18 protein-coding genes are annotated in these 26,108 nt (G+C 49.5%); 16 read left to right on the top strand and 2 right to left on the bottom strand.

What is annotated here, in order from left to right; all coding sequences use genetic code 11:
- The first annotated feature begins 16 nt into the window (after nucleotides 1–16).
- The 4 genes from MHB46_RS23580 to MHB46_RS23595 all read left to right on the top strand — a co-directional run bounded on the left by MHB46_RS23580 (nucleotide 17) and on the right by MHB46_RS23595 (nucleotide 3,387).
- Complete coding sequence (locus tag MHB46_RS23580) at nucleotides 17–1,363, top strand: 2-hydroxycarboxylate transporter family protein (RefSeq protein WP_341163597.1); 1,347 nt, start codon at nucleotides 17–19, stop codon at nucleotides 1,361–1,363.
- Between the two features lie 63 nt (nucleotides 1,364–1,426).
- Nucleotides 1,427–2,623: an NAD(P)-dependent malic enzyme gene (locus MHB46_RS23585; RefSeq protein ID WP_341163598.1), complete on the top strand. Its 1,197-nt coding sequence runs from the start codon at nucleotides 1,427–1,429 to the stop codon at nucleotides 2,621–2,623.
- 179 nt (nucleotides 2,624–2,802) lie between these two features.
- Nucleotides 2,803–3,177, top strand: a complete 375-nt coding sequence (locus MHB46_RS23590; protein ID WP_013311164.1) for a hypothetical protein — start codon at nucleotides 2,803–2,805, stop codon at nucleotides 3,175–3,177.
- A 24-nt stretch (nucleotides 3,178–3,201) separates the two neighbouring features.
- On the top strand, nucleotides 3,202–3,387 hold the full coding sequence (locus MHB46_RS23595) for a YfhD family protein (protein WP_069290020.1): 186 nt from the start codon (nucleotides 3,202–3,204) through the stop codon (nucleotides 3,385–3,387).
- 85 nt (nucleotides 3,388–3,472) lie between these two features.
- Here the strand turns inward: MHB46_RS23595 and MHB46_RS23600 are convergent, their stop codons facing one another.
- Entirely contained in the window at nucleotides 3,473–3,892 is a 420-nt protein-coding gene (locus MHB46_RS23600) for a hypothetical protein (protein WP_341163599.1), read from the bottom strand.
- Between the two features lie 195 nt (nucleotides 3,893–4,087).
- On the opposite strand from MHB46_RS23600, the gene prmA reads away from it, so the two are divergent.
- The 5 genes from prmA (at nucleotide 4,088) to MHB46_RS23625 (ending at nucleotide 8,584) form a co-directional block, all read left to right on the top strand.
- On the top strand, nucleotides 4,088–5,053 hold the full coding sequence (prmA, locus tag MHB46_RS23605; protein ID WP_023989505.1) for a 50S ribosomal protein L11 methyltransferase: 966 nt from the start codon (nucleotides 4,088–4,090) through the stop codon (nucleotides 5,051–5,053).
- 2 nt (nucleotides 5,054–5,055) lie between these two features.
- Entirely contained in the window at nucleotides 5,056–5,748 is a 693-nt protein-coding gene (locus tag MHB46_RS23610) for a site-2 protease family protein (protein WP_023989504.1), read from the top strand.
- A gap of 187 nt (nucleotides 5,749–5,935) precedes the next feature.
- A complete protein-coding gene (locus MHB46_RS23615; RefSeq protein ID WP_103049600.1) occupies nucleotides 5,936–6,700 on the top strand; it encodes a 16S rRNA (uracil(1498)-N(3))-methyltransferase in 765 nt (254 codons plus the stop codon).
- A 1-nt stretch (nucleotide 6,701) separates the two neighbouring features.
- Nucleotides 6,702–8,045 carry a tRNA (N(6)-L-threonylcarbamoyladenosine(37)-C(2))-methylthiotransferase MtaB gene (gene mtaB, locus MHB46_RS23620; RefSeq protein ID WP_341163600.1) on the top strand — a complete coding sequence of 448 codons (1,344 nt, stop codon included), beginning with the start codon at nucleotides 6,702–6,704 and terminating at the stop codon, nucleotides 8,043–8,045.
- A gap of 104 nt (nucleotides 8,046–8,149) precedes the next feature.
- Nucleotides 8,150–8,584, top strand: a complete 435-nt coding sequence (locus MHB46_RS23625) for an NUDIX hydrolase (RefSeq protein WP_165178419.1) — start codon at nucleotides 8,150–8,152, stop codon at nucleotides 8,582–8,584.
- Here MHB46_RS23625 and MHB46_RS23630 read toward each other — a convergent pair.
- On the bottom strand, nucleotides 8,574–9,596 hold the full coding sequence (locus MHB46_RS23630) for a Na/Pi cotransporter family protein (protein WP_341163601.1): 1,023 nt from the start codon (nucleotides 9,594–9,596) through the stop codon (nucleotides 8,574–8,576). The two genes, MHB46_RS23625 and MHB46_RS23630, sit on opposite strands and share 11 nt — an antisense overlap.
- Before the next feature lie 288 nt (nucleotides 9,597–9,884).
- On the opposite strand from MHB46_RS23630, the gene MHB46_RS23635 reads away from it, so the two are divergent.
- From MHB46_RS23635 to MHB46_RS23665, 7 genes are all read left to right on the top strand, one after another.
- Nucleotides 9,885–11,264, top strand: a complete 1,380-nt coding sequence (locus MHB46_RS23635) for a class I SAM-dependent rRNA methyltransferase (protein ID WP_341163602.1) — start codon at nucleotides 9,885–9,887, stop codon at nucleotides 11,262–11,264.
- 236 nt (nucleotides 11,265–11,500) lie between these two features.
- Entirely contained in the window at nucleotides 11,501–15,067 is a 3,567-nt protein-coding gene (addB, locus tag MHB46_RS23640) for a helicase-exonuclease AddAB subunit AddB (RefSeq protein ID WP_341163603.1), read from the top strand.
- On the top strand, nucleotides 15,064–19,083 hold the full coding sequence (gene addA / locus MHB46_RS23645) for a helicase-exonuclease AddAB subunit AddA (protein WP_341163604.1): 4,020 nt from the start codon (nucleotides 15,064–15,066) through the stop codon (nucleotides 19,081–19,083). Before addB ends, addA begins: the two co-directional genes overlap by 4 nt.
- A gap of 28 nt (nucleotides 19,084–19,111) precedes the next feature.
- Nucleotides 19,112–20,296, top strand: a complete 1,185-nt coding sequence (locus MHB46_RS23650; RefSeq protein WP_165178415.1) for an exonuclease SbcCD subunit D — start codon at nucleotides 19,112–19,114, stop codon at nucleotides 20,294–20,296.
- Entirely contained in the window at nucleotides 20,293–23,688 is a 3,396-nt protein-coding gene (locus tag MHB46_RS23655) for an SMC family ATPase (RefSeq protein ID WP_341163605.1), read from the top strand. Before MHB46_RS23650 ends, MHB46_RS23655 begins: the two co-directional genes overlap by 4 nt.
- Before the next feature lie 261 nt (nucleotides 23,689–23,949).
- On the top strand, nucleotides 23,950–24,366 hold the full coding sequence (locus MHB46_RS23660; protein WP_341163606.1) for a hypothetical protein: 417 nt from the start codon (nucleotides 23,950–23,952) through the stop codon (nucleotides 24,364–24,366).
- 329 nt (nucleotides 24,367–24,695) lie between these two features.
- Complete coding sequence (locus MHB46_RS23665) at nucleotides 24,696–26,039, top strand: aminotransferase-like domain-containing protein (protein ID WP_254325250.1); 1,344 nt, start codon at nucleotides 24,696–24,698, stop codon at nucleotides 26,037–26,039.
- The last annotated feature ends 69 nt before the right edge of the window (nucleotides 26,040–26,108 follow it).

A 26,108-nucleotide genomic window follows, 5' to 3' on the forward strand; every position in this document is an offset into this window, starting at 1 on the left:
TTATGGAGGGAGATTTATGGAAAATGCTACGAATCAGCCTGTCATTCAAAAGGGGCAAAGATGGAGTAAAAATTTTGTAGATGGCATCAGAATGCTGGGTAGGGTAAAGTTGGGGGTTATTCCTCTTCCACTCTATGCCGTGATCGCGCTGATTGTTTATGCAGCTGCAGTTACTGAAAGACTTCCAAACGATCTGTTGGGCGGGTTTGCCGTCATCATGATTTTAGGTATACTGCTCAGTGATCTAGGGGCCAAACTTCCGTTGCTTAAGCATATTGGCGGGCCGGCCATTTTATCTCTTATGGTTCCATCGTTAATGGTATTTTGGAATATGTTTAGTCCATCTGCGATGGGTGCAGTACACACGCTGATGAAAACCTCGAATTTTCTTTACTTCTACATCGCATGTCTAGTAACGGGAAGTATTCTTGGCATGGATCGCAAAATGCTGATGAACGGAATTGTCAAAATTTTTGCCCCCATTATTATAGGATCTATTGCAGCTGTTGGCGTGGGAATGGTGGTGGGTATGGCTTTTGGCTATAGCGCCTATCATACATTTTTTTTCATCATCATTCCAATTATCTCCGGTGGGATTGGGGAAGGCATTTTACCGTTGTCCATTTCTTATGGATTGGTGCTGGGCAAGGATTCGGCAGTATTCGTATCCCAGTTTATCCCGGCTGCAATAATTGGGAACATTGTTGCAATCATAGGTGCGGGTGTTCTGAAGAGATTAGCAGAGAAAAATCCAAAAACTTCAGGTAACGGGAAGTTACTAAAACTAGATAAAGATGCAGACAAGTTAGCCCCGGCAAGTCTGGAACAATCGATTTCTTTTCCATTGATGGGAGGAGGTCTGCTGTTGGCCTGTACTTTCTTTATTGTGGGTAAGCTGCTGGAGCCGTATCTCCATATTCCAGGTCCGATCCTCATGATTCTGGCGGCGGCATTAATAAAGTGTATTCAGATCATGCCGAGCACATTGGAGCAGGGAGCTTTTCACTTGTACAAATGTATAACGGCAAGTCTGACGTGGCCCTTGATGGTGGGATTGGGTATTTTGTATGTACCTTTGGATAGTGTAGTTGGGATTTTAACGGTTCCTTATGCCATTACCTGCGCATCTGTTGTAGTTGCATTGATTGTTACCGGATACTTCACAGGAAAATGGATTCACATGTATCCCGTAGAAGCTGCTTTGGTGACTAGCTGTCGCGGTGGATTAGGGGGCACGGGAGATGTAGCCATTCTGTCTGCGTCCAATCGGATGGAACTGATGCCTTTTGCACAAATTGCAACACGTATTGGCGGGGCAGGCACGGTCATTTTAGCAACTTTGTTACTCCAATTTTGGAGCTGATGAGTTTTATACACAGGACTGAGTTTCATATCCAAAAAGAGACATGAAAGGACGGAGAAAAATATGAGCAGTTTAATAGATGAAATTAGAGAATTACACGCAGGTGGCAAAATGGAGACCTTACCAAAGAAACCAATTGAAACGATGGAGGGGTTGTCCAAAGTGTATACGCCGGGTGTAGCTGAAATCTGTATGGAAATCGCCAATGACCCAGCCAAAGCGTATCAATTAACGATCAAAAAGAATACAGTAGCAGTCGTATCAGACGGAACTGCGGTACTTGGGTTAGGAGATATCGGACCGGAGGCCGCTATGCCTGTGATGGAGGGTAAAGCAGTGTTGTTCAAACAATTTGCAGGTGTTGACGCCTTCCCAATCTGTCTCAACACGAAGGACGCTGATGAAATTGTTCAAATTGTCAAAATGATTGCTCCTGCCTTTGGCGGTATTAATTTGGAAGATATATCTTCGCCACGCTGTTTTGAAATCGAGAGACGGTTGAAGCAGGAACTGGACATTCCAGTATTTCATGATGATCAGCATGGTACGGCAGTTGTTGTATTAGCGGGTCTGGTCAATGCATTAAAGGTATGTGGCAAAAAAATGGAGGATGTTAAAGTTGTATTTGCAGGGATTGGTGCGGCGGGTATGGCCTGCTCCCGTATGCTGCTTAAGGCAGGTGTGCGCAATCTGATTGGCGTTGATCGACAGGGAGCTATTCATCGTGACGTGGAGTACAGTAACCCGCATTGGACAGAGTATGCGAACATGACTAATCCGCACAATTTAAGTGGAAGTTTATCCGATGTGATTATGGGAGCTGATGTATTCATCGGTGTGTCAGGCCCGAATATACTGACTGTGGAGGATATACAGAGCATGGCAACTGATCCTATCGTGTTCGCCATGGCGAATCCGAAGCCGGAAATTGATCCGGCTGTAGCCGCACCTCATGTACGTGTGCTTGCTACCGGCCGCTCCGATTTTCCAAATCAGATTAACAATGTGCTGTGCTTCCCGGGAATTTTCCGGGGTGCTCTAGATTGCCATGCTACGACGATTAATGAGGAAATGAAACTGGCTGCCGGACTTGCCATCGCTGATGCGATTTGTCCTGAGGAGCTAAGTGAAACTTATATCATACCGAATGTTTTTAATCCGAAGGTGGTTCAAAAGGTACGGGATGCTGTCATTCGTGCTGCATGGGAGACAGGAGTGGCCAAGTCAGGTGAAGCGCCGGCTGCTACTTTACACCCGTAAAAGTTATATTCTTCACAAACTATGGTTCACAGTCTTGGCCTGCTGTTCTCGATACCGCCTGATCCGTCTAGCTTTCGTAGGGAATATAAAATCGTGCCAATGAGCAGGATATAACAAAGCGTAACGCTCCATGCTCTTGAAGAGCAGTTGCGCTCAATACTACACAGGGAGATTTTGAGATGGGCGAAAAAAATATTTTGGCGTATTTCAAAAGTCCTGAGGAAGCACAGGGAGCCGCTAGAAAACTGGAAGCTCTCCGGGTAGCCGATGTGTCGATAGACCGATTTAGCCGGTATCCGCGGCAGTCTACTGGCAACGCCGGATTGCCTGTATTTTCAGGACAGATTAGCAGCTTGTCCTCACTGACACAGGGCGTGGACTTTACAGATGCAACTCCAGCAATACTGGCTGCGGCTGATCCGTCCGCCAGTGGCATGAGTGATGGAGGACAGGGCGGACCGACGGGCCGCGATATTTTGTTGACTGCTGTGGTGGATGAATCCATTCATCATCAGGCGATGTCCATCGTGGAACAAGCGGGTGGAATGCTGTGAAAAGTTTGGAGGGAGTAGTGACCGATGTCCAAAAACAAACGGTTTGATAAAGTGCTGACCAAAACGGAGAAAATCAAACGCATGCAATCTGCTAAAAATGAAGATGTTGAGTTCTCGGCAGATCAGGCAGATGCTGAGGATCTAGAAGCGATCCGGCGTAGCGAAGTAGCTGACCGTCGTCAGCAACGTATCATAAACGACAATGAGTAGAATTTAATAAGACGGGTTATCTCCATTAATAAGGATAATTTGTGAGATAGCCCGTCTTATTTGTGTTCTTTCCTCTTTCTATTCATTATCCGCTGTATGCTGTTGCACTAAAAACAAGAGGACCGGCGACGAAAGCAGTAGTCGCAAGCGTTTGATTTTCAATAATCAGTTGGTAGTTTTGCACGCCCAGAGGCGCAACGTCTACCGTTTCGACATTAAGAATAATATTGTTATCGAAGACATTGGATTCCAGTCCGTAATAAATTTCCTTGCCGGCTCTCCAAATCCGTACAAGCACTCTAATGTTGCCGGCACCGACAAAACGTAGTCCAATCGAGGCTTTTAACTCTACTCGGTTGTTGACAGCTCCAGAAATAGCAGGATCAATAAATACAGACGTCGTAGCAATTCCAAGTCCGGCTGGAGAAATCGGAACAGGTAGATTGATACCATTAGTGATAGGTGTAATAACACTGGCATTATAATCTAACACCGCCTTTGCCATACTAAATCACTCCTTTTCTAGTATATTGTATTGTATGTACTAGAGTTAAGGGTGCTTGGACTAAAAGAGAGGACAACAAATACAAGCTCTACAAAAAATATTTTGAGCACCGATAATATTAGCTTTTTTGAACTCCTATGCATGTATATAGTACAATGTAATGTATGCATGTGAAATGAGGAGGAAATGAAAACCATGTTGTGGAATGAAATTACAATACATACAACCGAAGAAGCCATCGAAATGATTTCGAATTTTCTGCACGAAGCAGGTGCAGGAGGGGTTTCCATTGAAGAATCCGGTTCGCTCAACAAGCCGCGGGATACGTCCTATGGACAGTGGTATGATCGACCTTTGAACGACATACCTGAAGGACAAGCGATCATCAAAGGCTATTTTGCCGAAGAAGTGGACATGGATCGTATTCGTTCGCAAATTGAGCCGCGCGTCGAAGAATTGAGAACTTTCGATATTGACCCTGGTGAGGTTCAGTATGAACTGAAAACAGTTGATGAGGATGACTGGGCAAATGCTTGGAAGCAATATTTCAAGCCTTTGCGTGTGTCGGACCGTCTGACGATTAAACCCACTTGGGAAGACTATGAGCCTGCGAGTGAAGAGGAAAAAATCATTGAGCTGGACCCTGGTATGGCCTTTGGGACAGGAACGCATCCTACGACATCCCTTTGTCTGAGAACGCTGGAGTCTGTGATTAAGGGTGGAGAAGAAGTCATTGATGTCGGCACGGGTTCCGGTATTTTGGCCATTGGAGCAGTAAAGCTGGGAGCGAAGCATGTACTTGCCTTGGATCTGGACCCGGTGGCAGTATCCAGTGCGCGGGAAAATACGCGTCTGAACGGACTGGAGGAACGCATTACCATTAAAGAAAGTGATTTGCTATCCGTGCTTAATGCGAGCGATCCAACGCTGGGTATCCAGTTACCGGTCAAGCTGGTGGTAGCTAATATATTGGCAGAGATTATTTTGCTGTTCATTGATGATGTATATAAAGCCCTGGAACCAGGTGGTATTTATATTGCTTCAGGGATTTGGAAGAACAAAGAAGAAGTTGTCGAAACTGCGTTGAAAGCAGCTGGCTTTGAGATTGCCGAAATAAGCCGGGATGAAGATTGGCTGGCGTTTGTGGCGAGAAAGAGGTAAGTATGGATTTTCTACAAAATATTTTTCGTGTAAATTTAAATGTTCTTCCCTTTTATTTACTGGCTGTGATCATATCGTTCACGGTTCATGAGTTTGCACATGCGTATTATGCCAATAAATTTGGTGACCCTACGGCCAAGCTACTTGGGCGCGTGACTTTAAATCCGGCAGTGCATATTGACCTGCTGGGTACGCTGCTGCTGTTGATCGGAGGCTTTGGCTGGGCCAAGCCAGTTCCGGTTAATCGTGATAATTTTAGCCGTCCGCGCCTCATGGGCATTATCGTATCGGCTGCGGGTCCGCTAAGCAATCTGCTGCTTGCATTTGTTACTACTTTGATCTATGCCGTGCTCCTTCATTTTCAAGTATTGCCGGGGATGGAGAACCAACGGGTAGCTCAAGCAATCTATTTGTTTATCAATGCTCTGATCAATTTAAATCTATTTTTGTTTATCTTTAATTTGATCCCACTGCCTCCACTGGATGGATACCGGATTGTGGAAGATGTGGCGCCCACTCCTGTACGCCGTAAACTTCAGCAATTTGAACAGTGGTCGATCTTTATTTTTCTGCTTATCCTGGTCATTCCGCAGGTTCGAGCTGTAACAATTGAACCTCTATACACGCTGGCCCAGATGATTTATATACAGTTTTTGCAGTTCTCTTTTTATATCACTGGATTATTCGGAGCCTAAGGGCTCCTTTTTTACGAGAATAGGTAGGTATAACCTGAATGGAAGAGGGAACAGACTGGTCATACAGGCGCAAAAGATGATATGATGTTGCTTGGTGATTTATTCGGATTTTGTACGGAACGTTAGTGGATAACAGTTATTTTTAGAATGAGGATTTTGCAAAATCCAGGAATAGGTGTGAGAGAGAATGCAGCGTTATTTTATTCCGGCAGAGCAATTTCTAGAAGATCACGTGATTGTTGCGGGTGAGGACGCGCGACATATCGCTAAAGTCATGCGGGGCCGTAGTGGTGACAAAATTATAGTTAGTGACGGGGTATCTAGGGAAGCGCTGGCTGCATTGGATACGATTGAGCAGGATCATGTTACGGCGACGATTATTGAGCCGCTGAAGATGACCTCTGAACCGCATGTGCAGGTCACCATCGCTCAGAGTCTTCCTAAAGGAGACAAGATGGAGACGGTGATGCAAAAATGTACAGAAATCGGAGCAACCGGGTTTGTACCGTTTTTGTCCGAGCGTACGGTCGTGCAGTATGATGCCAAAAAAGAAGGCAAGCGACTGGAGCGTTGGCGCAAGATTGTGAAGGAAGCGGCTGAACAAAGCCACCGTAACCGGATTCCAGAAATTAGCGCGCCCATGACGTGGAAAGAACTTCTGGCTTCTTTTGCTGGGTATGATTTGATATGTTATTGTTATGAAAAAGAGCAGGGTAAACAGCTACGGGATGTAATCCAACCTTTGGCAGGACAATGGGCGTCGACGGACATGCCGCGTGTTCTGCTGGTGGTAGGCCCGGAAGGTGGCTTTACTGAAGCGGAAAGTCTGGAAGCCGAGCAGGCTGGAGCCCAGTCTACAGGACTGGGAAGACGTATTTTGCGTGCGGAGACCGCAGGAATGGCTGCATTGGCATGCATTTTATATGAGACAGGAGAAATGGGAGGGGTTTAATATGCCGTCAGTGGCATTTTACACATTGGGCTGTAAGGTTAACTTTTATGATACAGAAGCGATCTGGCAGCTGTTTAAAAATGAAGGTTATGAACAGGTGGACTTTGATGAGCAGACTGCTGACGTCTATCTTATTAATACATGTACCGTTACGAATACCGGCGATAAAAAGAGTCGTCAGATTATTCGCCGCGCGATTCGCCGGAATCCAGATGCCATTGTGGCAGTGACGGGCTGTTACGCCCAAACTTCTCCTGCCGAAATTATGGATATTCCTGGCGTTGATCTCGTTATCGGGACTCAGGATCGGGACAAAATCATTCCGTTCGTGCAGGAAATTCAAGGGACGCGTCAACCGGTGAACGCCGTGCGCAATATTATGAAAACGCGTGTATTTGAGGAAATGGATGTGCCTGATTTTGCTAATCATACTCGGGCATTTTTGAAAATTCAGGATGGTTGCAATAACTTCTGTACCTTCTGCATCATTCCGTGGTCGCGGGGGCTATCCCGCAGTCGTGACGCCGCGAGCATTATTGCACAGGCGCGTCAATTGGTACACGCGGGCTACAAGGAAATTGTGCTCACAGGTATCCACACTGGCGGTTATGGTGACGACATGGAAAACTATGACCTGTCTGATCTGCTGTGGGATCTGGAGAAGGTGGAAGGGCTGGAGCGTATCCGTATCAGTTCGATTGAAGCCAGCCAGATTGATGAAAAAATGCTTGATGTACTGAATCGTTCCACCAAGCTGGTTCGTCATTTTCACATACCGCTTCAGGCGGGGGACGACACCGTGTTGAAACGGATGCGTCGCAAGTACACGACAGAAGAGTTTTATAACAAAATGCTTATGATTCGCAAAGCAATGCCAGATGTAGCGATTACAACGGACGTGATTGTCGGCTTCCCTGGGGAGACGGATGAAATGTTCCGCAATGGCTATGAGTTGATGAAAAAAATCGGTTTTTCGGAAATGCACGTGTTCCCGTACTCCAAGCGCAGTGGAACTCCTGCGGCGCGTATGGAGGATCAGGTGAACGAAGACGTGAAAAATGCACGAGTGCATGAGCTGATACAACTGTCAGAGCAGATGCAACTGGCGTATGCTAAGAAGTTTGTAGGTCAGGTGCTGGAGGTCATTCCGGAAGTTGCGCCGAAAGGGACCGAAGATAGCGGCATACTCCATGGATATAGTGACAATTATATTCAACTGGCGTTTGAAGGTACTGAGGATCTGGTTGGCAAGGTATGCCGCGTGAAGCTGACGAAGGCAGGCATTAATGAAAGTGAAGGCCAATTGGTCCGCGTACTAGAGAATGGGCTGCAAACAGCTCTGTAAGAACAAAAAAAGCCTGAACAGGCAATAGAGATGGCAAACAAGGATTTCGCCTTTCCTTACAGAGAGGACGGAATCCTTGTTGCGCAAGGAAGGGAGATTACAGGATGGCAGCAAAAAAGGAAATTTCCGCAGGCGGCGTTGTGTTTCGCAAACAGGGGGAGCAGCTTGAAATTCAGCTCATTACTGACCGATATGGCAAGGTATCCTTGGCTAAAGGGAAAATGGAGTTGGGAGAAACAATCGAACAGACGGCTTTACGTGAAATTCGCGAGGAAACAGGGTTGATCGGGCGGATTATCCAGCATGTAGATATGATTGCTTATACGTATCAGCATCCAGAATTTGGGGAAGTAGATAAAGAAGTACATTATTATCTCGTAGAGGCACTGGATGGGGATTTACAGGCACAGATCGAAGAAATTAAAGGAGTTGCGTGGCATACGCCTGAGGAAGCATGGCGTCTCCAGCGCCAGGGTGGATATGACAATAATGATGTCATTTTAAGCAAGGCGCTGTCCATGCTAGGAATTAATGTTTGATTCTGTGGGGAGATATACGATCCTCTAAACGCGTCCACACAGGTAGATAGCAGAGAGGCAAGACCAGCAGAGAGCTAATAACGTTAAACAGAGTTTGGGCATGGGCTACCTTGGCTCCGGGCTCGGTAGATATCCAGGCAGCGGCCATCTCCAGACCAGGGATCAACGGCATAAAGAGCAAGGCTCCGCCTACGTTCAGCAGCACGTGGGACCAGGCTACAAATTTGCCGGACACGCTGCCGCCAACAGCGGCAATCAGGGCGGTTACGCAGGTGCCTACATTGGAGCCGATGACGATGGCGATCCCCACATCGGCTGGCAAGGCTCCAGCAGCGGCAAGGCTAATCGCCATGCCAATGACGGCTGCGCTACTGTGAACCAGCGCGGTCAGGCAGGCTCCAGCAGCGAAGGCCCACCACATGTTGGCTGCAGCGTGATCAAGAAACCAACGGAATAGTCCGGCCTGCTCAATCCAGGGTCCGACCGACTGCATCACGCGAATACCCGCCAGAATCAGCGAAAATCCAGCAAAGACGAGGCTGATATATTGTACAGCCTGCGGACGGCTGAGCCCATTGGAGCCGGATGAAGCTCCGGCAGACGTATACTGGCGGCTGGGGACAGCTTCACCCCACAGGACGGCAGTGCTCCAGCAGAGCAGTGAGCCGCAGAGCAGCGGAACAGCCAGCTTGCCGAGCTGGAGCCCCATCAGCTCGGTGGTCAGGCAGGTGCCGATATTGGTGCCGAGAATGATGCCGAGCGTGCGGCCGTAGGTCAACAGCCCGGCGTTGACCAGTCCGATTGTCAGCACCGTTACGGCGGTGCTGCTTTGCAGTAGGGCGGTAATGCCTGAGCTGAACAGCATCCCCCGCCAAGGGGAAACTGTCGCACGGTTCAGCCAGCGGGTGAGGAAGGGGCCGGCCAAATGCCGGAGGGCTGCTTCCATCAGCTTCATCCCGCCCAAAAAAATAAACAGCCCGCCGCACAGCGGGAGTATAACATGTATAAACACGGGCATAGCCCCCTTTTCTAGGTGAAAATACTTATGTAACAGCCTATGATCTACCGAGGACAGCCATGACAAGCATGGCCGAGCTGTTTTTTTATAGAACGATAATTTTTGTAGTATCTTCACAAGCTTTAAAAGCGTGACGTCGATATACAGGCGGGCAGTAGCGAAGCGGATCATTTGAATCTGGAAAAGCAACAGTGATCGTAAGATCAAATGATCCGCGGAGCCGCGCCCCTATCGAACAACGTTTTAACACTTTGAGTAATTCAAGAATGGGAGTGAAGGATTTTGCCTTCAGTAATATTAGAACGCAGCCGTAAAAAAAGGCTGGAGCACGCACACCCTTGGGTGTTTAAAAACGAAATAGCCAAGATTGAGGGTGACCCAGAGGCAGGCGATTTGGTCAGCATCGTTAACCATCAGGGGCGTTATTTGGCGACAGGTTACTATAATCCGGCTTCACAAATTACAGTACGTGTGATGTCCTATGAGCCGCTGGAAGCAATGGATCAAAACTTTTTTGCCCAACGCTTTCGCAAATGTCTGGAGCACCGCCAACGTTTTGTGACCGGGGGAGACGCTTATCGGTTGGTGTACGGCGAGGCTGATTTTTTGCCTGGACTGATTGTAGATCGATTTGGTGATGTGTTAGTCGTGCAGTTGTTAACGCTTGGCATGGATCGGCGCAGGGAAGAAATCAGGGATGCGCTCGTTGAAGTAGTGGGTCCTGCTGGTATATATGAGCGCAGTGATGTATCCATCCGTGAGCTGGAAGGATTGGAACAAACGAAGGGTCCTTTGTACGGTGATTGCCCGCGTCATGTGGTGGTGACGGAAAATGGCCTGCAAATCAAGGTTGATATCGTAGAGGGCCAGAAGACGGGGTATTTCTTTGACCAGCGTGAAAATCGTGCGGCTATAGCACCGTTGATGACAGGTTGGGGAGCACGTAGTGGAATTACGCTACAAGAAGTAGCTGCAGACTCAGGGGATGCGGGCACTACGGTCATGAAGCCAGTGAATAAAAGTGGTAAGGTTGTTGAATTCCCATTCTGGGATGGCGCAACCGTATTGGAATGTTTTTCACATACGGGAAGCTTTACGCTCAATGCATGTAAACATGGTGCTAAAAAAGTAACATGTCTTGATATTTCTGAGCATGCGATTGAAAGTGCGCGGGATAATGTCAAGCTGAACGGTTTTGAGGAACGCGTCGAGTTTGTCGTCGACGATGCTTTTCAATATTTGCGCAATCAAGTGAAAGGCGTAGAGGAACGCAATGCACGAGCCGGGGGCAAAGGAGATACATCCAAGCCGCTGACAGCAGGTGGCGGACGCACCTTTGATGTGGTCATTCTCGATCCGCCAGCCTTTGCCAAAACGAAGAACGCTGTCAAAGGAGCTACACGTGGGTATAAAGATATCAACCTGCATGGGATGAAACTTGTCAATGAGGGCGGCTATCTGGTGACAGCGAGCTGTTCGTTCCATATGCGGCCAGAGCTGTTTTTGGACACCATTAAGGAAGCGGCGGCAGATGCCGGCAAAATCCTTCGTCTGGTAGACTGGAGAGCGGCTGGTAAGGACCATCCTCAAATTTTGGGTGTGGAGGAAGGCCATTACTTGAAATTCGCCATCTTTGAGGTGCGCAGCCGGACACAGCTTTAGGTTTCATACAAAGTCAAAGTCAATCGCCTTTTTGGTGATTAAATAGGTAAAATAGACTCATTTTAGGTATAAATCAGTCCTGTAGAGAAGGCATGCACCAAGCCAACCTGCGGGACTGATTTATTTTTAGGGGGAGGATGAATTGCTACAACATGGCAAACGTACGTTCTTTTCTCCCTTGCCTGATATGCTATACTGTTTAATAGAATGTTGTTCGTTGGAAAGGAGGCCGCATCATGTCGGTCCGCTTGTTGATTGGCCGCTCTGGTAGTGGTAAAAGTACGTTAATCCGCAATGAAATGACGTCTATGTTACGCGAGGAGCCGCTAGGTAAGCCTATGCTGTTACTTGTACCGGAGCAATCGTCATTTGCTTCCGAGCATGCGTTACTTACAGAAGCCGGAAACGGTATTCAGGGGTCGGTGCGCGCCCAAGTGATGGGATTTCATCGTCTTGCCTATTTAGTTATGCAGGAAACCGGGGGTTCAGCACTGGTGCATGTAACGGAAGAAGGCAAGAAGATGCTTTTATATAAAATTATTCGTCGTCGCAAGGATGAACTGAGCTTGTTTAAGGATTCGGGAGACCAGCTCGGCTTTGTGGATCGGTTGAATACATTGTTTACGGAGCTAAAGCAGTATGGAAATGATACTCGGTCTGTACCCGAGCAACTGGAGCGAATGAACGCTGTGGGAGAGTCAACTCCGATTTTGCGCGGCAAGCTCAAAGATATCAGTCTAATCTACGAGGATTTTGAACGAGAGCTGACGCTTAAATATATAGACGGTGAAGATACGTTGCGTATGCTGGCAGAACAGATTGCGGAGTCTTCCCTTGTGCGTGGAGCAGACATTTGGATGGATGGCTACCGTAGATTTACACCACATGAATACAAGGTGGTGGAGCAACTTATGCTGCATGCCTCTTCGTTGACGGTGGCGCTGACTTGCAACCGTAGCTACGAGAGCGGACAGCTTCCGCATGAGTTGGATTTGTTTCATCCTTCGGCGGCTACGTATGTAAGGCTCAAAGGAATAGCAGACGAGCTGATGATAGAGACGCAGACACAATTGCTGCGCCCTGATCCGTTGCCGAGATTTAAGGAGCGTCCAGCGTTGGCATATTTGGAGGCTAACTTTGAACATCGTACAGGGTTACGGAATCAGGAACAACGGATGCGGCTGCAGCAGCTACGAGAGCAGTGGACAGAAGAACAGCCGGAGGGCATAAAACTGTACACTGCGGCTAATCGCCGTGCAGAGCTGGAAGGGGCTGTACGCGAAATGCGCCGTCTGGCCCGAGAGGAAGGCGCGCGTTACCGGGAGATGGCTCTGTTTGTACGTCATATTGAAGATTATGAGCCATGGGTGGAACCGATATTCAAACAGTATGAGGTTCCAGTATTTCTGGATCAGCGAAGAAGTGTATTACATCATCCTTTGGTGGAATTGATTCGGGCTTCGCTGGATATCGTGCAGCGGCATTGGCGATATGAGGATGTATTCCGTGCGGTCAAAACAGACCTTCTCTTGCCGCTGGATGGTCGGGTGAGCCGCGAGGAGATGGACCGTTTGGAAAACTATGTTCTGGCCTGCGGAATACAAGGCAGCCGTTGGACAGACGGTCGGCCGTGGCAGGCTGTGCCCAGCTTGTCACTAGAGCTGGAGGAGCAAGAACGGAACCGTAGGCGGGATGAAACGTTGGATTTGATGGAGCTATGCCGGGATGTGATCGTGACGCCTTTACGTGCGTTTGAGAAACGTGTGGGCAAGGCACGAACTGCACTTGAGAAGTGTGAAGCGGTATATCTGTTACTGGAAGATGCAGAAATCGGCCACAAGCTGGACGCCTTCATTCATCAGGCAGAGGAAGCAGGAAAACCTGAGCAGGCGAAGGAGCATCGTCAGGTATGGGATGCAGTGCTTGAACTACTGGATCAAATCGTCGAAATGATGGGTGATGAGAGGCTGGATACCTCTTTGTTTGCAGGTGTGCTGGAAACGGGATTGGCCGAGTTCCGTATGGGACTTGTTCCGCCGGCTCTGGATCAGGTTCTAGTCGGAAACACGGACCGTACGCGTGTATCCGGTATTCAACATGCCTTTGTGCTAGGTATGAACGAAGGTGTGATGCCGGCTGTGTTCCATGAGGACGGTGTGCTGAATGAGCAGGAGCGTACGGCATTAAACGAACGAGGCGTAGAGCTGGCGCCGGATATGACAAGACGTCTGTTGGACGAACGTTTTCTCGCTTATACGGCCCTTACCTCAGCCGGTAAAAGCCTGTGGATGAGCTATGCAGTGACTGATGAAGAAGGCAAGTCATTGTTGCCGTCTGAGTTAGTACGACATGTGCGGAACCTGTTTCCTAGTCTGGACGAACGTCCGTTGGCTGGATCCCCTTTGCCTGGGGATGCTTGGACGACGCAATGGGAGTATGCTTCTCATCCGTCCGAGGCTTTGCCGCAGCTCATTGCGCAATTACGGCATTGGCGACGTGGCGGTGACATTTTATCTCCTTGGTGGGAGGTATATAACTGGTATGCAAGCCAGCAAGGGCGTGAGAAGGACAAGCTGCGTCAGCTGTTGACCTCACTTTTTTATGAGAACCATGCCGAAATGCAGAAGGAAACGAGCCGCCGTCTGTACGGTAGCAAGCTGCGTACCAGCGTATCTCGTATGGAACGTTTTGTGGCATGTCCATTTTCGCACTTTGCCTCTCACGGTCTTCGTTTGAAGGAACGTCAAATGTATCGCCTGAAGGCCCCGGATATCGGACAATTATTCCATGCAGCGCTTGGAGAGATGGCGATCAATCTGCGTAAACGCAATGTCAGCTGGGGCAGCCTCAGCACCGAAGAATGCCGACAAGAGGCGGAAAGTACAGTGGAGCGTTTGGCTCCTCGTCTGCAAGGCGAGATTTTAATGAGTTCCAAGCGGTATGGCTACATTTTGCGCAAATTGAAAGACATCGTGAGCCGTGCTTCGTTGATTTTAGGTGAACATGCGCGAAGAGGTAGTTTTGAGCCGATTGGGCTGGAGTTGGACTTTGGACCGGGTCAGCAGCTTCCTCCGTTAAGCTTCCGGTTAGATAACGGCGTTGTGATGGAAATTGTCGGACGGATTGACCGTGTAGATGTGGCAGAGGGAGAAAAGGGGTTACTTTTGCGTGTCATCGATTACAAATCTAGCCAAAAGGATCTCAAGCTGCATGAAGTGTACTATGGCCTGTCCTTGCAAATGCTCACCTACCTGGATGTGCTGCTGAATGCGGCGGAGGAATGGTTGGGCGAGACAGCTTATCCAGCGGGTACCCTGTATTTTCACGTCCACAATCCGATGTTGCAGTCGCCTAACGGTCTTAGCGCAGAACAGGCTCGTCAGGAGCTTTTGAAACGTTTTAAGATGAAGGGATTATTGCTTGCGGATCGGGATGTAGTTGGACAAATGGATACAGCATTGGACAAAGGATATTCCTCTATTTTACCTGTTGCGGTGAAAGCAGACGGCAGTTTTTATAGCAGTGCTTCGGTTGCTTCGCCGGAACAGTGGGACAGCCTGCTAGCTTCGGTGCGTAATAATATTCGGACGATTGGCACACGGATGACAGAGGGCGATGTGGCCATTGAACCTTATCGAATCCAGCAAGAGACGGCTTGTACCTTCTGTTCTTATAAGCCTGTTTGTCAATTTGACGACAGTCTGGAGGGCAGTGGCTACAATCAATGGGGTAAACCCGGTAAGGATCAAATCTGGAATCTGCTGGGTCATACACAGGAAGGGAAAGGAGGAATGGACCAATGATAGGCACGTCAAACACTAAAGACATGCCGAAGCCGGAAGGCAGTATGTGGAGCGATGACCAGTGGCGTGCCATTTCGGAATCGGGTAACAACATGCTGGTCGCGGCAGCGGCAGGGTCTGGTAAAACAGCGGTGCTCGTAGAGCGTATTATCCGTAAAATTGTCGATCCCCAGCTTGGCTTCAGCGTGGATCGGTTGCTGGTAGCAACCTTTACGAAGGCTGCAGCCGCCGAAATGCGTCAACGGATACGCGAAGCGTTGGAACGTGTGTTGGAACAGGAACCGGAAAGTGAGCATGTACGCCGCCAGCTGTCGTTGCTGAATCGGGCCTCGATTACAACGCTTCACTCATTTTGTATGGAGGTCATCCGCAGGCATTATCAGGCCATTCCTCTTGATCCTGGTTTTCGGATTATGAATGAGCATGAGACAGAATTGCTGCGTCAGGAGCTTCTAGAAGAACTGTTTGAGGAGAAATATGAGGCTCATGATGAAGGCAGTACATTCCGCAGACTGGTCGACTGGTTTAGTGGAGAACGCACCGATGATGCAATGTACGTGCTTGTTCAGCGGTTGTATGATTTTTCTCAAAGTCATCCTTGGCCAGAACATTGGCTGCGTGAGACAGCGGCAGCATTTCGTGTACAGGATGTAGCCGCTTTGGGAGAGACTCCCTGGGTTCGCAGCATTTTGGCGGATGCCGTACTTTCTTTGCGCGGAGCAGCGAGCTTGCTGGAACAGGCGCATGAAACAGCTATGCAGCCCGGCGGCCCTGCACCTTATGCCGTAACTCTACAAGAGGATGCGGCGATGGTGAAGGGATTGCTGCAAGAGCTGGAGACACAGCCGTGGGCATCTCTATATGATCATTTTCAGACAGCTGCCTTCGGTAAGCTCAAGCCGGTCAAAAAAGATCAGACTGAGCCTGCGTTGCAGGAACGGGTTAAGACGTTGCGCGAAGCAGCCAAAAAAATGATTACAGATATGAAGGCATCCCTGTTTGGCAGGAGAGCAGAAGCCTATTGGGAGGAGCTACACGCCGCGGCTCCGCTGATGGACGAGTTGGTAGAAACCGTGGTTGTATTCGGGGAACGATTTCAACAGCACAAGCAGTCAAAAGGGTTGGTGGATTTCGGGGATTTGGAACATTATTGTCTGAAAATATTACGACATCCCGATTCTACTCCGTACAAGCTGCTACCTTCCGACGCTGCGCTCGAATATAAGGCGCAATTCGACGAGGTGCTGTTGGATGAGTATCAGGATACGAATACCGTACAGGAAGATATCGTTAGGCTGGTATCACGGGAGGAACCGGGTAACCGTTTTATGGTGGGCGACGTGAAACAGAGTATTTATCGGTTTCGCCTGGCGGAGCCGGGTCTGTTTTTGAATAAGTATCAACGGTACGGCATGCAGGAGCAGGAAGATGGTTTTTTAGTTGATCTGGCGCGTAATTTCCGCAGTCGGCAGGAAGTTGTCGATGCGGTCAATTTGGTGTTCCGCCAGATTATGAGTGTGGATGTGGCGGAAATTGAGTACGATGAACGAGCCTGGCTGGTACACGGCGCATCCTATCCCGACCCGTCGGATCAAGACACCGCATCTGTATATGCACCTGAGCTGCTCTTAGTTGATAAGGGTGGACAGGGTCTTTCCGAGGCTTCGGAGCTGTCCGAAACGGGGGACGAATCTGCTCTACAGGAAAGTGAGCTGGCTGAGCTTGCGGAGCTAGAAACGGCACAGTTAGAGGCTCGTGCGATCGCGCAACGGATTAAAGAACTGACCGGAGACACTGGACAACCACTGTTGATTTACGACAGAGGATTAAAAGCGATGCGCCCGGCAGTCTACGGCGATATCGTCATTTTGCTTCGTTCCGCAAGCGTGTGGGCCCCCCTAATTGTAGAGGAACTGCGGCTTGAGGGCATTCCGGCTTCAGGGGAGCAGACGACAGGCTTTTTTAAAGCAACTGAAGTTGAGGTGATGTTGTCTCTGCTGCACATTATTGATAATCCGCAGCAGGACATCCCGCTTGCATCCGTGCTTCGTTCGCCGATTGTCGGCTTGACTGAAGATGAACTTGCACAAATTCGGTTGGAGAAGCCGGATGGATTATTTTATGACGCATTGCTGGCGGCGGCAGAAGCTGACCCACTGGAAGAAAGTGAAAAAGGGATCTCAGCTGACATCATGAAGTTGGATATTTTCCCTAAGGACTCTTTATCTTCATCTGACTTTGGTAATAGAAATGATGGGAATACGTTATCAGCCCGACTACGTTCATTTTTGCGTAATTTGAAAGCCTGGCGGCAGGAAGCCCGACAAGGAAGCTTAAGTGCATTGATTTGGAATGTGCTGGAGGAAACAGGATATCTGGATTGGGTCGGTGGACTGCCTGGCGGCTCACAGCGTCAAAGCAATTTGCGGGCGCTATATGACCGAGCGAGACAGTATGAGACTTCTACGTCCAACCGAGGATTGTTCCGATTTCTGACCTTCATTTCCCGTCTACGGGAGCGAGGCGGTGATTTAGGATCCATTAGCGGGGGGACTGAACCCGATCAGGCTGTCCGTATTATGACCATTCATAAAAGTAAAGGACTTGAATTCCCTATCGTGTTTATTGCCGGGACAGCAAAAATGTTCAATCAACAGGATCTCAATGCGCCGTTTCTTATGCACAAGGAGTTGGGGTTTGGTCCTAAATATGTGGAGGAACAAAATCGTGTCAGCTACCCTACGCTGCCTAATTTAGCGATCCGCCGACGCTCACAGCTGGAGCTATTGGCTGAGGAAATGCGGGTGTTATACGTGGCGCTTACGCGTCCGCGTGAAAAGCTGATTATGACCGGAACTGTGAAGGATCTCGCTTCGCGCGCAGCGGGTTGGGCACGTGCCAAAGAACATACGGAAACGGTCTTACCAGACTATATGCTGGCGGCAGGCCGCAGTTATCTGGACTGGGTAGGTCCTGCTTTGATTCGGCATCCTTCTGCTACTTTGTTGAGGGAAGCGGCAGGTGATCAGGATGGGTACTATCACAGGCTGGAACATATGCCGGGAACAGACTGGTTATTTAAAATCGTCGCCTCGGAAACACTTTCCGGCTCTCGTGTGAACTCAGATCATGAGGAAGAGGTGTCGGGCGAAGAGCGCCAAAAGAAGACAGAAGCACTGAGAAATGCGGAGCTAATCGACTTGAACGAAGAGAGTGAAACGGATATTGAAGCTGCTCTTTCCTGGATCTATCCGTATGAACGGGCTGGCAAGACGGCAGCCAATACATCGGTTACTGAGATGAAAAGATGGCTGGAAATGCAGGAGATGGGTTCGGACGATTGGCTGAATCTATCTAACTCTCTACTAGCAGAGTCACCGGAGGATCGGGAGGATTCTCACACTGGGGGAAGTCAATTACACTTGCGCAGACCTAAGTTTATGGGGAATCAGCGACTGACTCCAACGGAACGAGGAACAGTCTATCATACGTTGATGCTGCATTTGCCATTAGATGGGGGGATGAGCGCCGAAGTTATTGAGGAAACCAAGGCTCGTTTGCTCAATCAGCGTATGTTACTGGATGTTCATGCAAAGGCGCTAGATACGGATAAAATATTACGCTTTTTCACTAGTGAGCTGGGTAGCAGAATGCTGGGGGCATCCCATGTTCAAAGAGAGCTTCCGTTTACTTATACCATGCGGGCAACCGATTACTGGAACCACAGCTTACCATCGATGTCACCAGGACAAGAAACAGATTCGGAAGGTGGACAGGACGGCGATAAAGTGCTGATGAACGGGATTATTGACTGTCTATTTGAAACTCCCGAAGGACTCGTGCTGGTGGATTATAAAACAGATCGGATATCTGAATATCGTACATTGTCCCATTTAATAGACCAATATCGTTTTCAATTGGAGCTGTATGCCCGTGTGATCGAAGAGATTACAAGCAAAAAGGTTGCTGAGAAGTGGCTGTATTTTTTAGAAGCTGGAGAGAGTGTACAGCTGTAGTTATATAGATAGGGAGAGGAGGAATAGCATGCGGATTTTGCATACGGGTGATTGGCATTTGGGCCGCACGTTGGAAGGACGCAGCCGTTTGAAGGAGCAGGAGGCGTTTTTGGAAGAGTTGGCGAAAATGGCTGACGATCAGCAGGCTGATTTGATTATGATGGCTGGAGACGTATACGACTCAGTCAATCCTTCGGCCGCAGCCGAGCAATTGTTTTATGAAACGTCTGCCCGTCTCACGGCTGGAGGAAGACCACTAGTCGTCATTGCGGGCAATCATGATCAGCCGGAAAGGGTATCCTCGGTCACACCGCTGGTGAGCGGGCGTGGAATTACGTTGCTGGGACTGCCCCATGGGGAAGCGGTACGCGTTCGTACACCGCGAACGGGTGAAATGGCATGCATTGCAGCCTTGCCATATCCGTCCGAGTCTCGTCTGAACGAGCTATTGTCTGAAGACGGAGATGAAACAGTCTTGCGCGAGGCATACAGTCGCCGTGTGGGCTTGCTGATGTCACAACTGGGTACAGCATTTCGGCCTGACACCGTTAATTTGTCGATGAGCCATATTTATGTGCTCGGCGGGCTGGAGTCGGACTCGGAACGCCCGATTCAGGTCGGGGGGGCGTATACCGTAGATCCGTCTGCTTTGAGTATTGGGGCACAGTATACGGCTCTAGGACATTTGCATCGTCCCCAATATGTGAAGGGAGACGGGCTGATGCGTTACAGTGGCTCGCCGCTGGCTTATAGCTTTTCCGAAGCCGGACAAGCCAAATCGGTTACGTTAATTGACGTGGTTGCTGGCAAGCCTGCTCAGGTCGAGGAACTGTATATTACCAGTGGACGCCCATTAGTGAGGTGGCGCGCACGGGGAGGTCTGGAGGAAGTATATCGCTGGCTGGACGAAGGATTGGATGCCGATGCCTTTATTGATCTGGAAATTACGCTGGATGAAGCGATGTCGATGGGAGATATTCAGCGGCTGCGCAAAAGCCGTGAAGGCATCATTCATATTCGCCCAATGTATCCAGAAATGGCTGCCGCACAGCTGGAGCACCAACGATCAGAACTGCCAGTGCATGAGTTGTTCCGGGCATTCTATCAGCGGCAGACAGGTGGAGCACAGCCAGATGACGGATTAGTGCAGTTGTTTCTGGAACTGGTGGAACAGGATGATGCAAGAGACCACGCTGAGGAGGATGACGCATGAAACCAATCCTTCTAAAACTGGCGGGGTTGCAAAGCTACCGGGAGTCGCAGGAAATTCGCTTTGACGATTTGACCGAAACTGGACTGTTCGGGATATTTGGCCCAACGGGTAGTGGAAAATCAACGCTGCTGGATGCCATTACGTTGGCTATGTACGGTAAAGTGGAGCGGGCAGTGAATGGTACACAAGGCATTATGAATCATGCTGAGGATACATTGTCTGTTGCATTTACGTTTGAATTAATGTCAGCTCAAGGGCCTCGTCGTTACCGTGTAGAACGACGTTTCAAACGTGCTGGAGGCGTATCGGTTAATAATACGCTTAGCCGTTTTATTGCGTTAACAGAGGATGGCGAGGAAGTGCTTGCCGATAAGGTGCAGGATGTGACGCGCTGTGTGGAGGAGTATATCGGTCTGAAAATGGACGATTTTACACGAGCTGTCGTGTTGCCGCAGGGAAAGTTTGCGGAATTCTTGTCCTTAAAAGGCAGTGAACGCAGACAGATGCTACAGCGTTTGTTCCATCTGGAGAAGTACGGAGACCAACTTGCACAGAAGCTAAGCCGTCGTGTGAAAGATAACGATACCGCACTGAAAGCGTTAGAGGCGGAGCAGCAAGGGCTGGGGGATGCCAGTGCTGAAGCGCTTGAACATGTAGAGTTGCGTCTCAAAGAGGCGATTGCCAATGCAGAAGCTTCGCGTCGTGAGCTAGAGCGTGTCTCACGTGAATGGGAGGCGCTAAACAAAACCCGTGAGCTGGTTGTCGAGCTCAGCCAAAGATCGAACGAGCTGGAGCAGTTGGCAGCACAGGAGCCAGGCATTGCTTTGCTGGAGCACAAGCTTCGACAAGCATCTGCAGCCGAGGCATTGTTGCCTGCGCTGACGGATTGGAAGGAAGCCAGTGCTGAAGCGGAAAAACGGCAAAAGAGTGCCGAAGAAATGGAAGTCCTGGCCGCTACCGCGCAGGAGGCTGCGCTTGTGTCTGCGCAAGCAGATGAGCAGGCCCGGCAAGCACTCAGTGCCGAAGAACCGAAGCTATTGCTTCGGATCGACCAACTAGAGCAGGCACTTCAACTGGAGCGTGATACGGAAGCATTGCGTATTGAACGAGACCGTCTGGCGGCCGAGCTTGTGCAAAGCGAACAAACCCTTGCTGAACATGCAGAAGGACTCGCAAAGGAACAAGAGCTACAGACGCGAGGCTTGAAGCGACAGCAGGAGCTTCAACAAGAGCTAAAGCAAAATGAAGTGCGGGCAGATGAGCGGCGTATGCTGCAAGAGGCTGTGCAACGGTTGCAACAGCTGGAAATCGCGGATGAGCAATTGCGTGAAGCTGAACTGGAGTACACCGCTCAGGAGAAACGGCTTGCGCAAGCTGACGAACGTTTAAAGCTGACGGACCAGGAGACACAGGAGACAGAGGCACGGCGTTCTGCCCTTGCTGCACAGGCAGCTGATGGCATTGAGGCATTGCTGACGTTGGAGGCAGAGATCACCGCCGATATGTCGTCACTGGCCTCCGAGGAAGAACAACTGCGCCACGAGCTCCGTGCCGAGGAGCTGGGGCGTCTCGCACAGCATCTCGCTGCCGAATTGCGAGAAGGCGAGCCGTGCGCAGTGTGCGGCTCGCTGCATCACCCCGCGCCTGCCGTCGTTGCGGCGCATAGCGCGGATGCCGCTGCGCCAGATGAGCTGCACCGCCTGCGGCTTGGTTTGCAGGAGCTGCGCCTCACACTGCGCCAGCAGTTGCACGAGCAGCGCAGCTTGCTGGCGCAGCCCGCCACCGCAGACAGCGGCGCTGCCGCCACGGGCGAGCCTTTCACGCCTGCGGCAGCGCCAGCAGAGCCGCGCGGTATTGCCGCTTGGGTGGAGCGCTGCACGGCGCTGGAGCGTGCTGCGGCAGAGCTAGCCGCACGTGCGCATGCACTGCCTGCCGAGGCACAGGCGCTGCGCGAGGCAGACGCCGCCGGACAGCAGCGGCGCATCCGTGCTGCTGCCGAGCAGGAGGCAGCAGCTGCAGCGCTGACGCAGGCACGCAGCAAGCGCGAGGCATGCACCACGCGCAGCGAGGGGCTGCGCGGCGAATGGGCGGCGCAGCTGCCGGATGTCGCTCCGAGCGAAGCTGCGGAGCGTTACCGTGCCATGCAGGAGCGCGATGGGCGTGCGGAAGAGCTGCGGTCCCGGCTGGAGACGAGTGTGACCTTCCTCGAAGGAAAGGCGGCGCGTGTTCAACAGATACAGCAGAGTATCATCGAGGAAGACAAAATCATTATTGCCCGTCGTACAGGGCTCCAAAGCAAAGATGATTCGCTTCGTGAAAAGCTAGCACAGCTCCGAAAATGGGTTGGAGATGGCCAAGCGGCTTCATTGCTGGAAGAAGCGACCTCGCGACTGTTGGGACTGAAAAATGGAGCCGAAGCCGCGGCACGCCGCCGTACCGAAGCGGAAGAACGCAAGCAGCAAGCCGTTCATGCTTCACTGATTGCACGGCAGGCCTCCGACTCGGCAGAAGAAAGACGTCAGATGGCAGAGTCCCGTTGGGGCAGCCGTCTGGAAGCCTCCTCCTTCGCTACGGAAGCAGAGGTCATGGAATGCTGCCTGGGACCGGAAGAAGCCGCACGCTATGAGCGTGAAGTGAGCTTGCATCGAGAACGGGAAAAAGAGCTGTCTTCCCGCTTAAAACATGTCGAAGAGCAGCTGAATGGAGCAACGGTAACAGAGGAACAGTGGGAAACGGCCACTGCACAGCTACGTGATTGCCGTGCACGCGACGAAGAGGCGCTTCAGAATCGCGCCAAGGCTGAGCGTGATTTAGAGGACTTGCAGCATCGGCACGTCCGCTGGATGAAGCTGGAGTCCAATCGTATACATTTGCGTAGCGAAGCGGAAAAAATGTCCAAGCTCCAGTCTGTTTTTCGCGGCAATGCCTTTGTTGAATATATTGCCGAGGAGCAGCTCATGCAGGTCAGTCAATCGGCTTCACGCCGCCTGCGTTTTCTGACCAAGCAGCGTTACGCGCTAGAGGTAGATTCCAGCGGTGGTTTTGTCATTAGTGACGATGCCAACGGTGGGGTCAAACGTCCAGTATCGACCTTGTCCGGTGGCGAAACGTTCTTGACCTCCTTGTCGCTTGCGCTTGCGCTGTCGGCTCAAATTCAATTGCGGGGCCAATACCCTCTGCAATTTTTCTTTCTGGATGAAGGCTTTGGAACGTTGGACCCTGAGCTGCTTGACACAGTGATCACCTCACTGGAAAAGCTGCACCACGATCAATTGTCTGTTGGTGTGATTAGTCATGTGCCTGAACTACGGGCCCGTCTGCCGCGCAAGCTAGTTGTTCTTCCAGCAGAGCAGGCTGGAGGCGGCTCACGTGTGGTTATGGAAACTTTTTGAAGTAATGTGATACAGGTCACAGATACAGTTTCAAACTATTGTTATAATACAGCCAAGCCGACAAGTTAATCATACAGCACCCCGGCGGACGTATGCTGCGGAAGAAATCTTCCCGTCATACGTCCGTTCAGAGGAGCTCTGCCAAGAGCTCCCGGGGTGCTTCTTTTTTTTGCAAGCCGGAATTCGCCCAATTTGATGTAGCAAATAGCCCGTTTTTGAATAACATACGGTATACATGCAAGAGCCTAGGAGGAAACAACCATGGAAAAAAGCATGACAACCGAAAAAGTTACAGCACCGGAACAGACGGATGTTAAAACACTATGTCAAAAACATATGCATCGTTATGTATGCGTATGGGTGAAGGACGGGACAATGTATGATGGCATTGTAGAGCATGTGGATGATGAAAAGATATACTTAGCCGTTCCTGTGGGTGGAGACGAGATGGAGAAAGTCAATGTTAATCTCCCATATCCACCTAACAATTGTGGCTGCGGCTCCCGTGCTTATGGTGGCTATGCGTCTTATCCTCCGTATCCGTATCCGTACCCGTACCCGTACCCGTATCCAGTACCCGCTTATGCATATGGGTTCCCATACGGACGCCGTCGCTTTAATCGTTTGATTCTGCCACTTGCAGCGTTGACAGCGATTAGCTTGCTGCCTTATTACTAATCCTAATTCCTTAATCGCCAGATATAGTGAATTCTCTGCTCTCTCCCGCCTACAGTTCTTGTACAGTACAAGTGACTTTAAGGCGCATCCATACATCATTACCATGCAAGGCTGTTTCTTCCATTATGAAGAAACAGCCTCTTTTTCACGTAAACCATCCCAAATATGATCCAATAATTAAAACTGTATCAGTACAGTTCAATGAAATGAGGTATCCTGTTTATCCATAAACCATGGTAACATCTAGCGTGTAAAGAAACATAAGACGGAATAAGCATGTAATGAAATGAGCATGTAATGAGTATGTAAAGAGCAGATGGGAGGATATTGTGAAAAAATACGTTTCAATTTTATTGGATATAGAACTTAAAATTCGCGAGGGACAATATAAATCAGGTTACAAGCTGCCGTCGGTCCGTGAGGCTTCTGAATTATACAGGTGCAGCAAAAGCACGATTTTGCGGGCATACGCTGAACTTGAAAAGAAACACGCCATCTATTCCATACCGCAAAGTGGATACTATGTAGTGGAAAATTCGGGCGATTTACACCATAGCCATATGCAAGACTTCGTTGATTTTGCTTCGGCCTCCCCGGATTTAAATGTATTCCCTTATCTGGATTTCCAACATTGTTTGAATCAGGCTATTGACACCTACAAATATCATCTGTTCACTTATGGCGATTCGCAAGGACTGGAAACACTGCGTCATACGTTGGTTTCCCATTTAGCTGATACTCAGGTGTTTGCAAAAATGGATCGGATTATCGTTACTTCGGGTGTTCAGCAGGCATTGGAGATACTCGCTAAAATGCCGTTTCCCAATGGCAAAGAAAAGGTTTTGGTCGAGCAGCCAAGTTACGATATATATTTGCGTTTTCTGGAGGAAGAGAACATACCCGTCAGTACCATCGTCCGGACAGCGGAAGGTATGGATTTTCACGAATTGGAGAATCAATTTAAGAACGAGAGCATCAAGTTTTTTTATACCATGTCAAGATATCATAATCCATTAGGAGTCTCTTACAACACAGAGGAGCGAAAAGCGATAGCTGCCTTAGCCGCCAAATATGATGTGTACATCGTAGAAGATGACTATATGGCAGATTTGGGGGCCGATCATCTGTTTGATCCCATTTATGCATACGACCAGACGGACCATGTTATTTATTTGAAAAGCTTTTCGAAAATCATTTTCCCCGGCTTGCGATTAGGAGTTGCGGTATTGCCAGAAGCCCTATTGAAGACGTTTAATACCTATAAAAGATATGTCGACACATCTATTTTGTCTCAGGCGGCGCTTGATATTTATATTAAAAATGGAATGTATGAGCGCCACAAGCACACGATATGCAAACTGTATTCGGAGCGCGTTCGTGCTCTTAATAAGGCTGTGGAACGATACAATCAGGCCGGATACGTTCAGACTTCAGCTGTAACCTCAGGAGTTTATATGCAGTTTAAACTGCCTCGGACGGTGAATTTGGAACGCTTGGTACAGTGTCTTTCCGCGAGGAACATCCAGGTTGTAGCTGGCAAGGGCTTTTATTTATCAGGCTATAGGGAACAAGAGAAGTTTTTGCGCATAAGTATTTCGCGCGCGCAGTTGGATCAAATTGATGCAGGGGTGAAAGCTATTATAGAGGAAGTTAGTAAGGGAAACTGGTATTAAGACCCTTTTTCCGTTATGATACATATAGAAACATAAGTATAACCAAACATGGCTGTATATGTTTCTATT

The organism is Paenibacillus sp. FSL H7-0703, from assembly GCF_038003485.1.
In the GTDB taxonomy this organism is placed as follows: domain Bacteria; phylum Bacillota; class Bacilli; order Paenibacillales; family Paenibacillaceae; genus Paenibacillus; species Paenibacillus polymyxa_B.

Excerpts from the sequence above, each read along its gene's own strand:
- MHB46_RS23580 (WP_341163597.1), top strand. The coding sequence starts at position 17 with ATGGAAAATGCTACGAATCAGCCTGTCATTCAAAAGGGGCAAAGATGG.
- MHB46_RS23585 (WP_341163598.1), top strand. The coding sequence starts at position 1,427 with ATGAGCAGTTTAATAGATGAAATTAGAGAATTACACGCAGGTGGCAAA.
- MHB46_RS23590 (WP_013311164.1), top strand. The coding sequence starts at position 2,803 with ATGGGCGAAAAAAATATTTTGGCGTATTTCAAAAGTCCTGAGGAAGCA.
- MHB46_RS23595 (WP_069290020.1), top strand. The coding sequence starts at position 3,202 with ATGTCCAAAAACAAACGGTTTGATAAAGTGCTGACCAAAACGGAGAAA.
- MHB46_RS23600 (WP_341163599.1), bottom strand. The coding sequence starts at position 3,892 with ATGGCAAAGGCGGTGTTAGATTATAATGCCAGTGTTATTACACCTATC.
- prmA (WP_023989505.1), top strand. The coding sequence starts at position 4,088 with ATGTTGTGGAATGAAATTACAATACATACAACCGAAGAAGCCATCGAA.
- MHB46_RS23610 (WP_023989504.1), top strand. The coding sequence starts at position 5,056 with ATGGATTTTCTACAAAATATTTTTCGTGTAAATTTAAATGTTCTTCCC.
- MHB46_RS23615 (WP_103049600.1), top strand. The coding sequence starts at position 5,936 with ATGCAGCGTTATTTTATTCCGGCAGAGCAATTTCTAGAAGATCACGTG.
- mtaB (WP_341163600.1), top strand. The coding sequence starts at position 6,702 with ATGCCGTCAGTGGCATTTTACACATTGGGCTGTAAGGTTAACTTTTAT.
- MHB46_RS23625 (WP_165178419.1), top strand. The coding sequence starts at position 8,150 with ATGGCAGCAAAAAAGGAAATTTCCGCAGGCGGCGTTGTGTTTCGCAAA.
- addB (WP_341163603.1), top strand. The coding sequence starts at position 11,501 with ATGTCGGTCCGCTTGTTGATTGGCCGCTCTGGTAGTGGTAAAAGTACG.
- addA (WP_341163604.1), top strand. The coding sequence starts at position 15,064 with ATGATAGGCACGTCAAACACTAAAGACATGCCGAAGCCGGAAGGCAGT.
- MHB46_RS23650 (WP_165178415.1), top strand. The coding sequence starts at position 19,112 with ATGCGGATTTTGCATACGGGTGATTGGCATTTGGGCCGCACGTTGGAA.
- MHB46_RS23655 (WP_341163605.1), top strand. The coding sequence starts at position 20,293 with ATGAAACCAATCCTTCTAAAACTGGCGGGGTTGCAAAGCTACCGGGAG.
- MHB46_RS23660 (WP_341163606.1), top strand. The coding sequence starts at position 23,950 with ATGGAAAAAAGCATGACAACCGAAAAAGTTACAGCACCGGAACAGACG.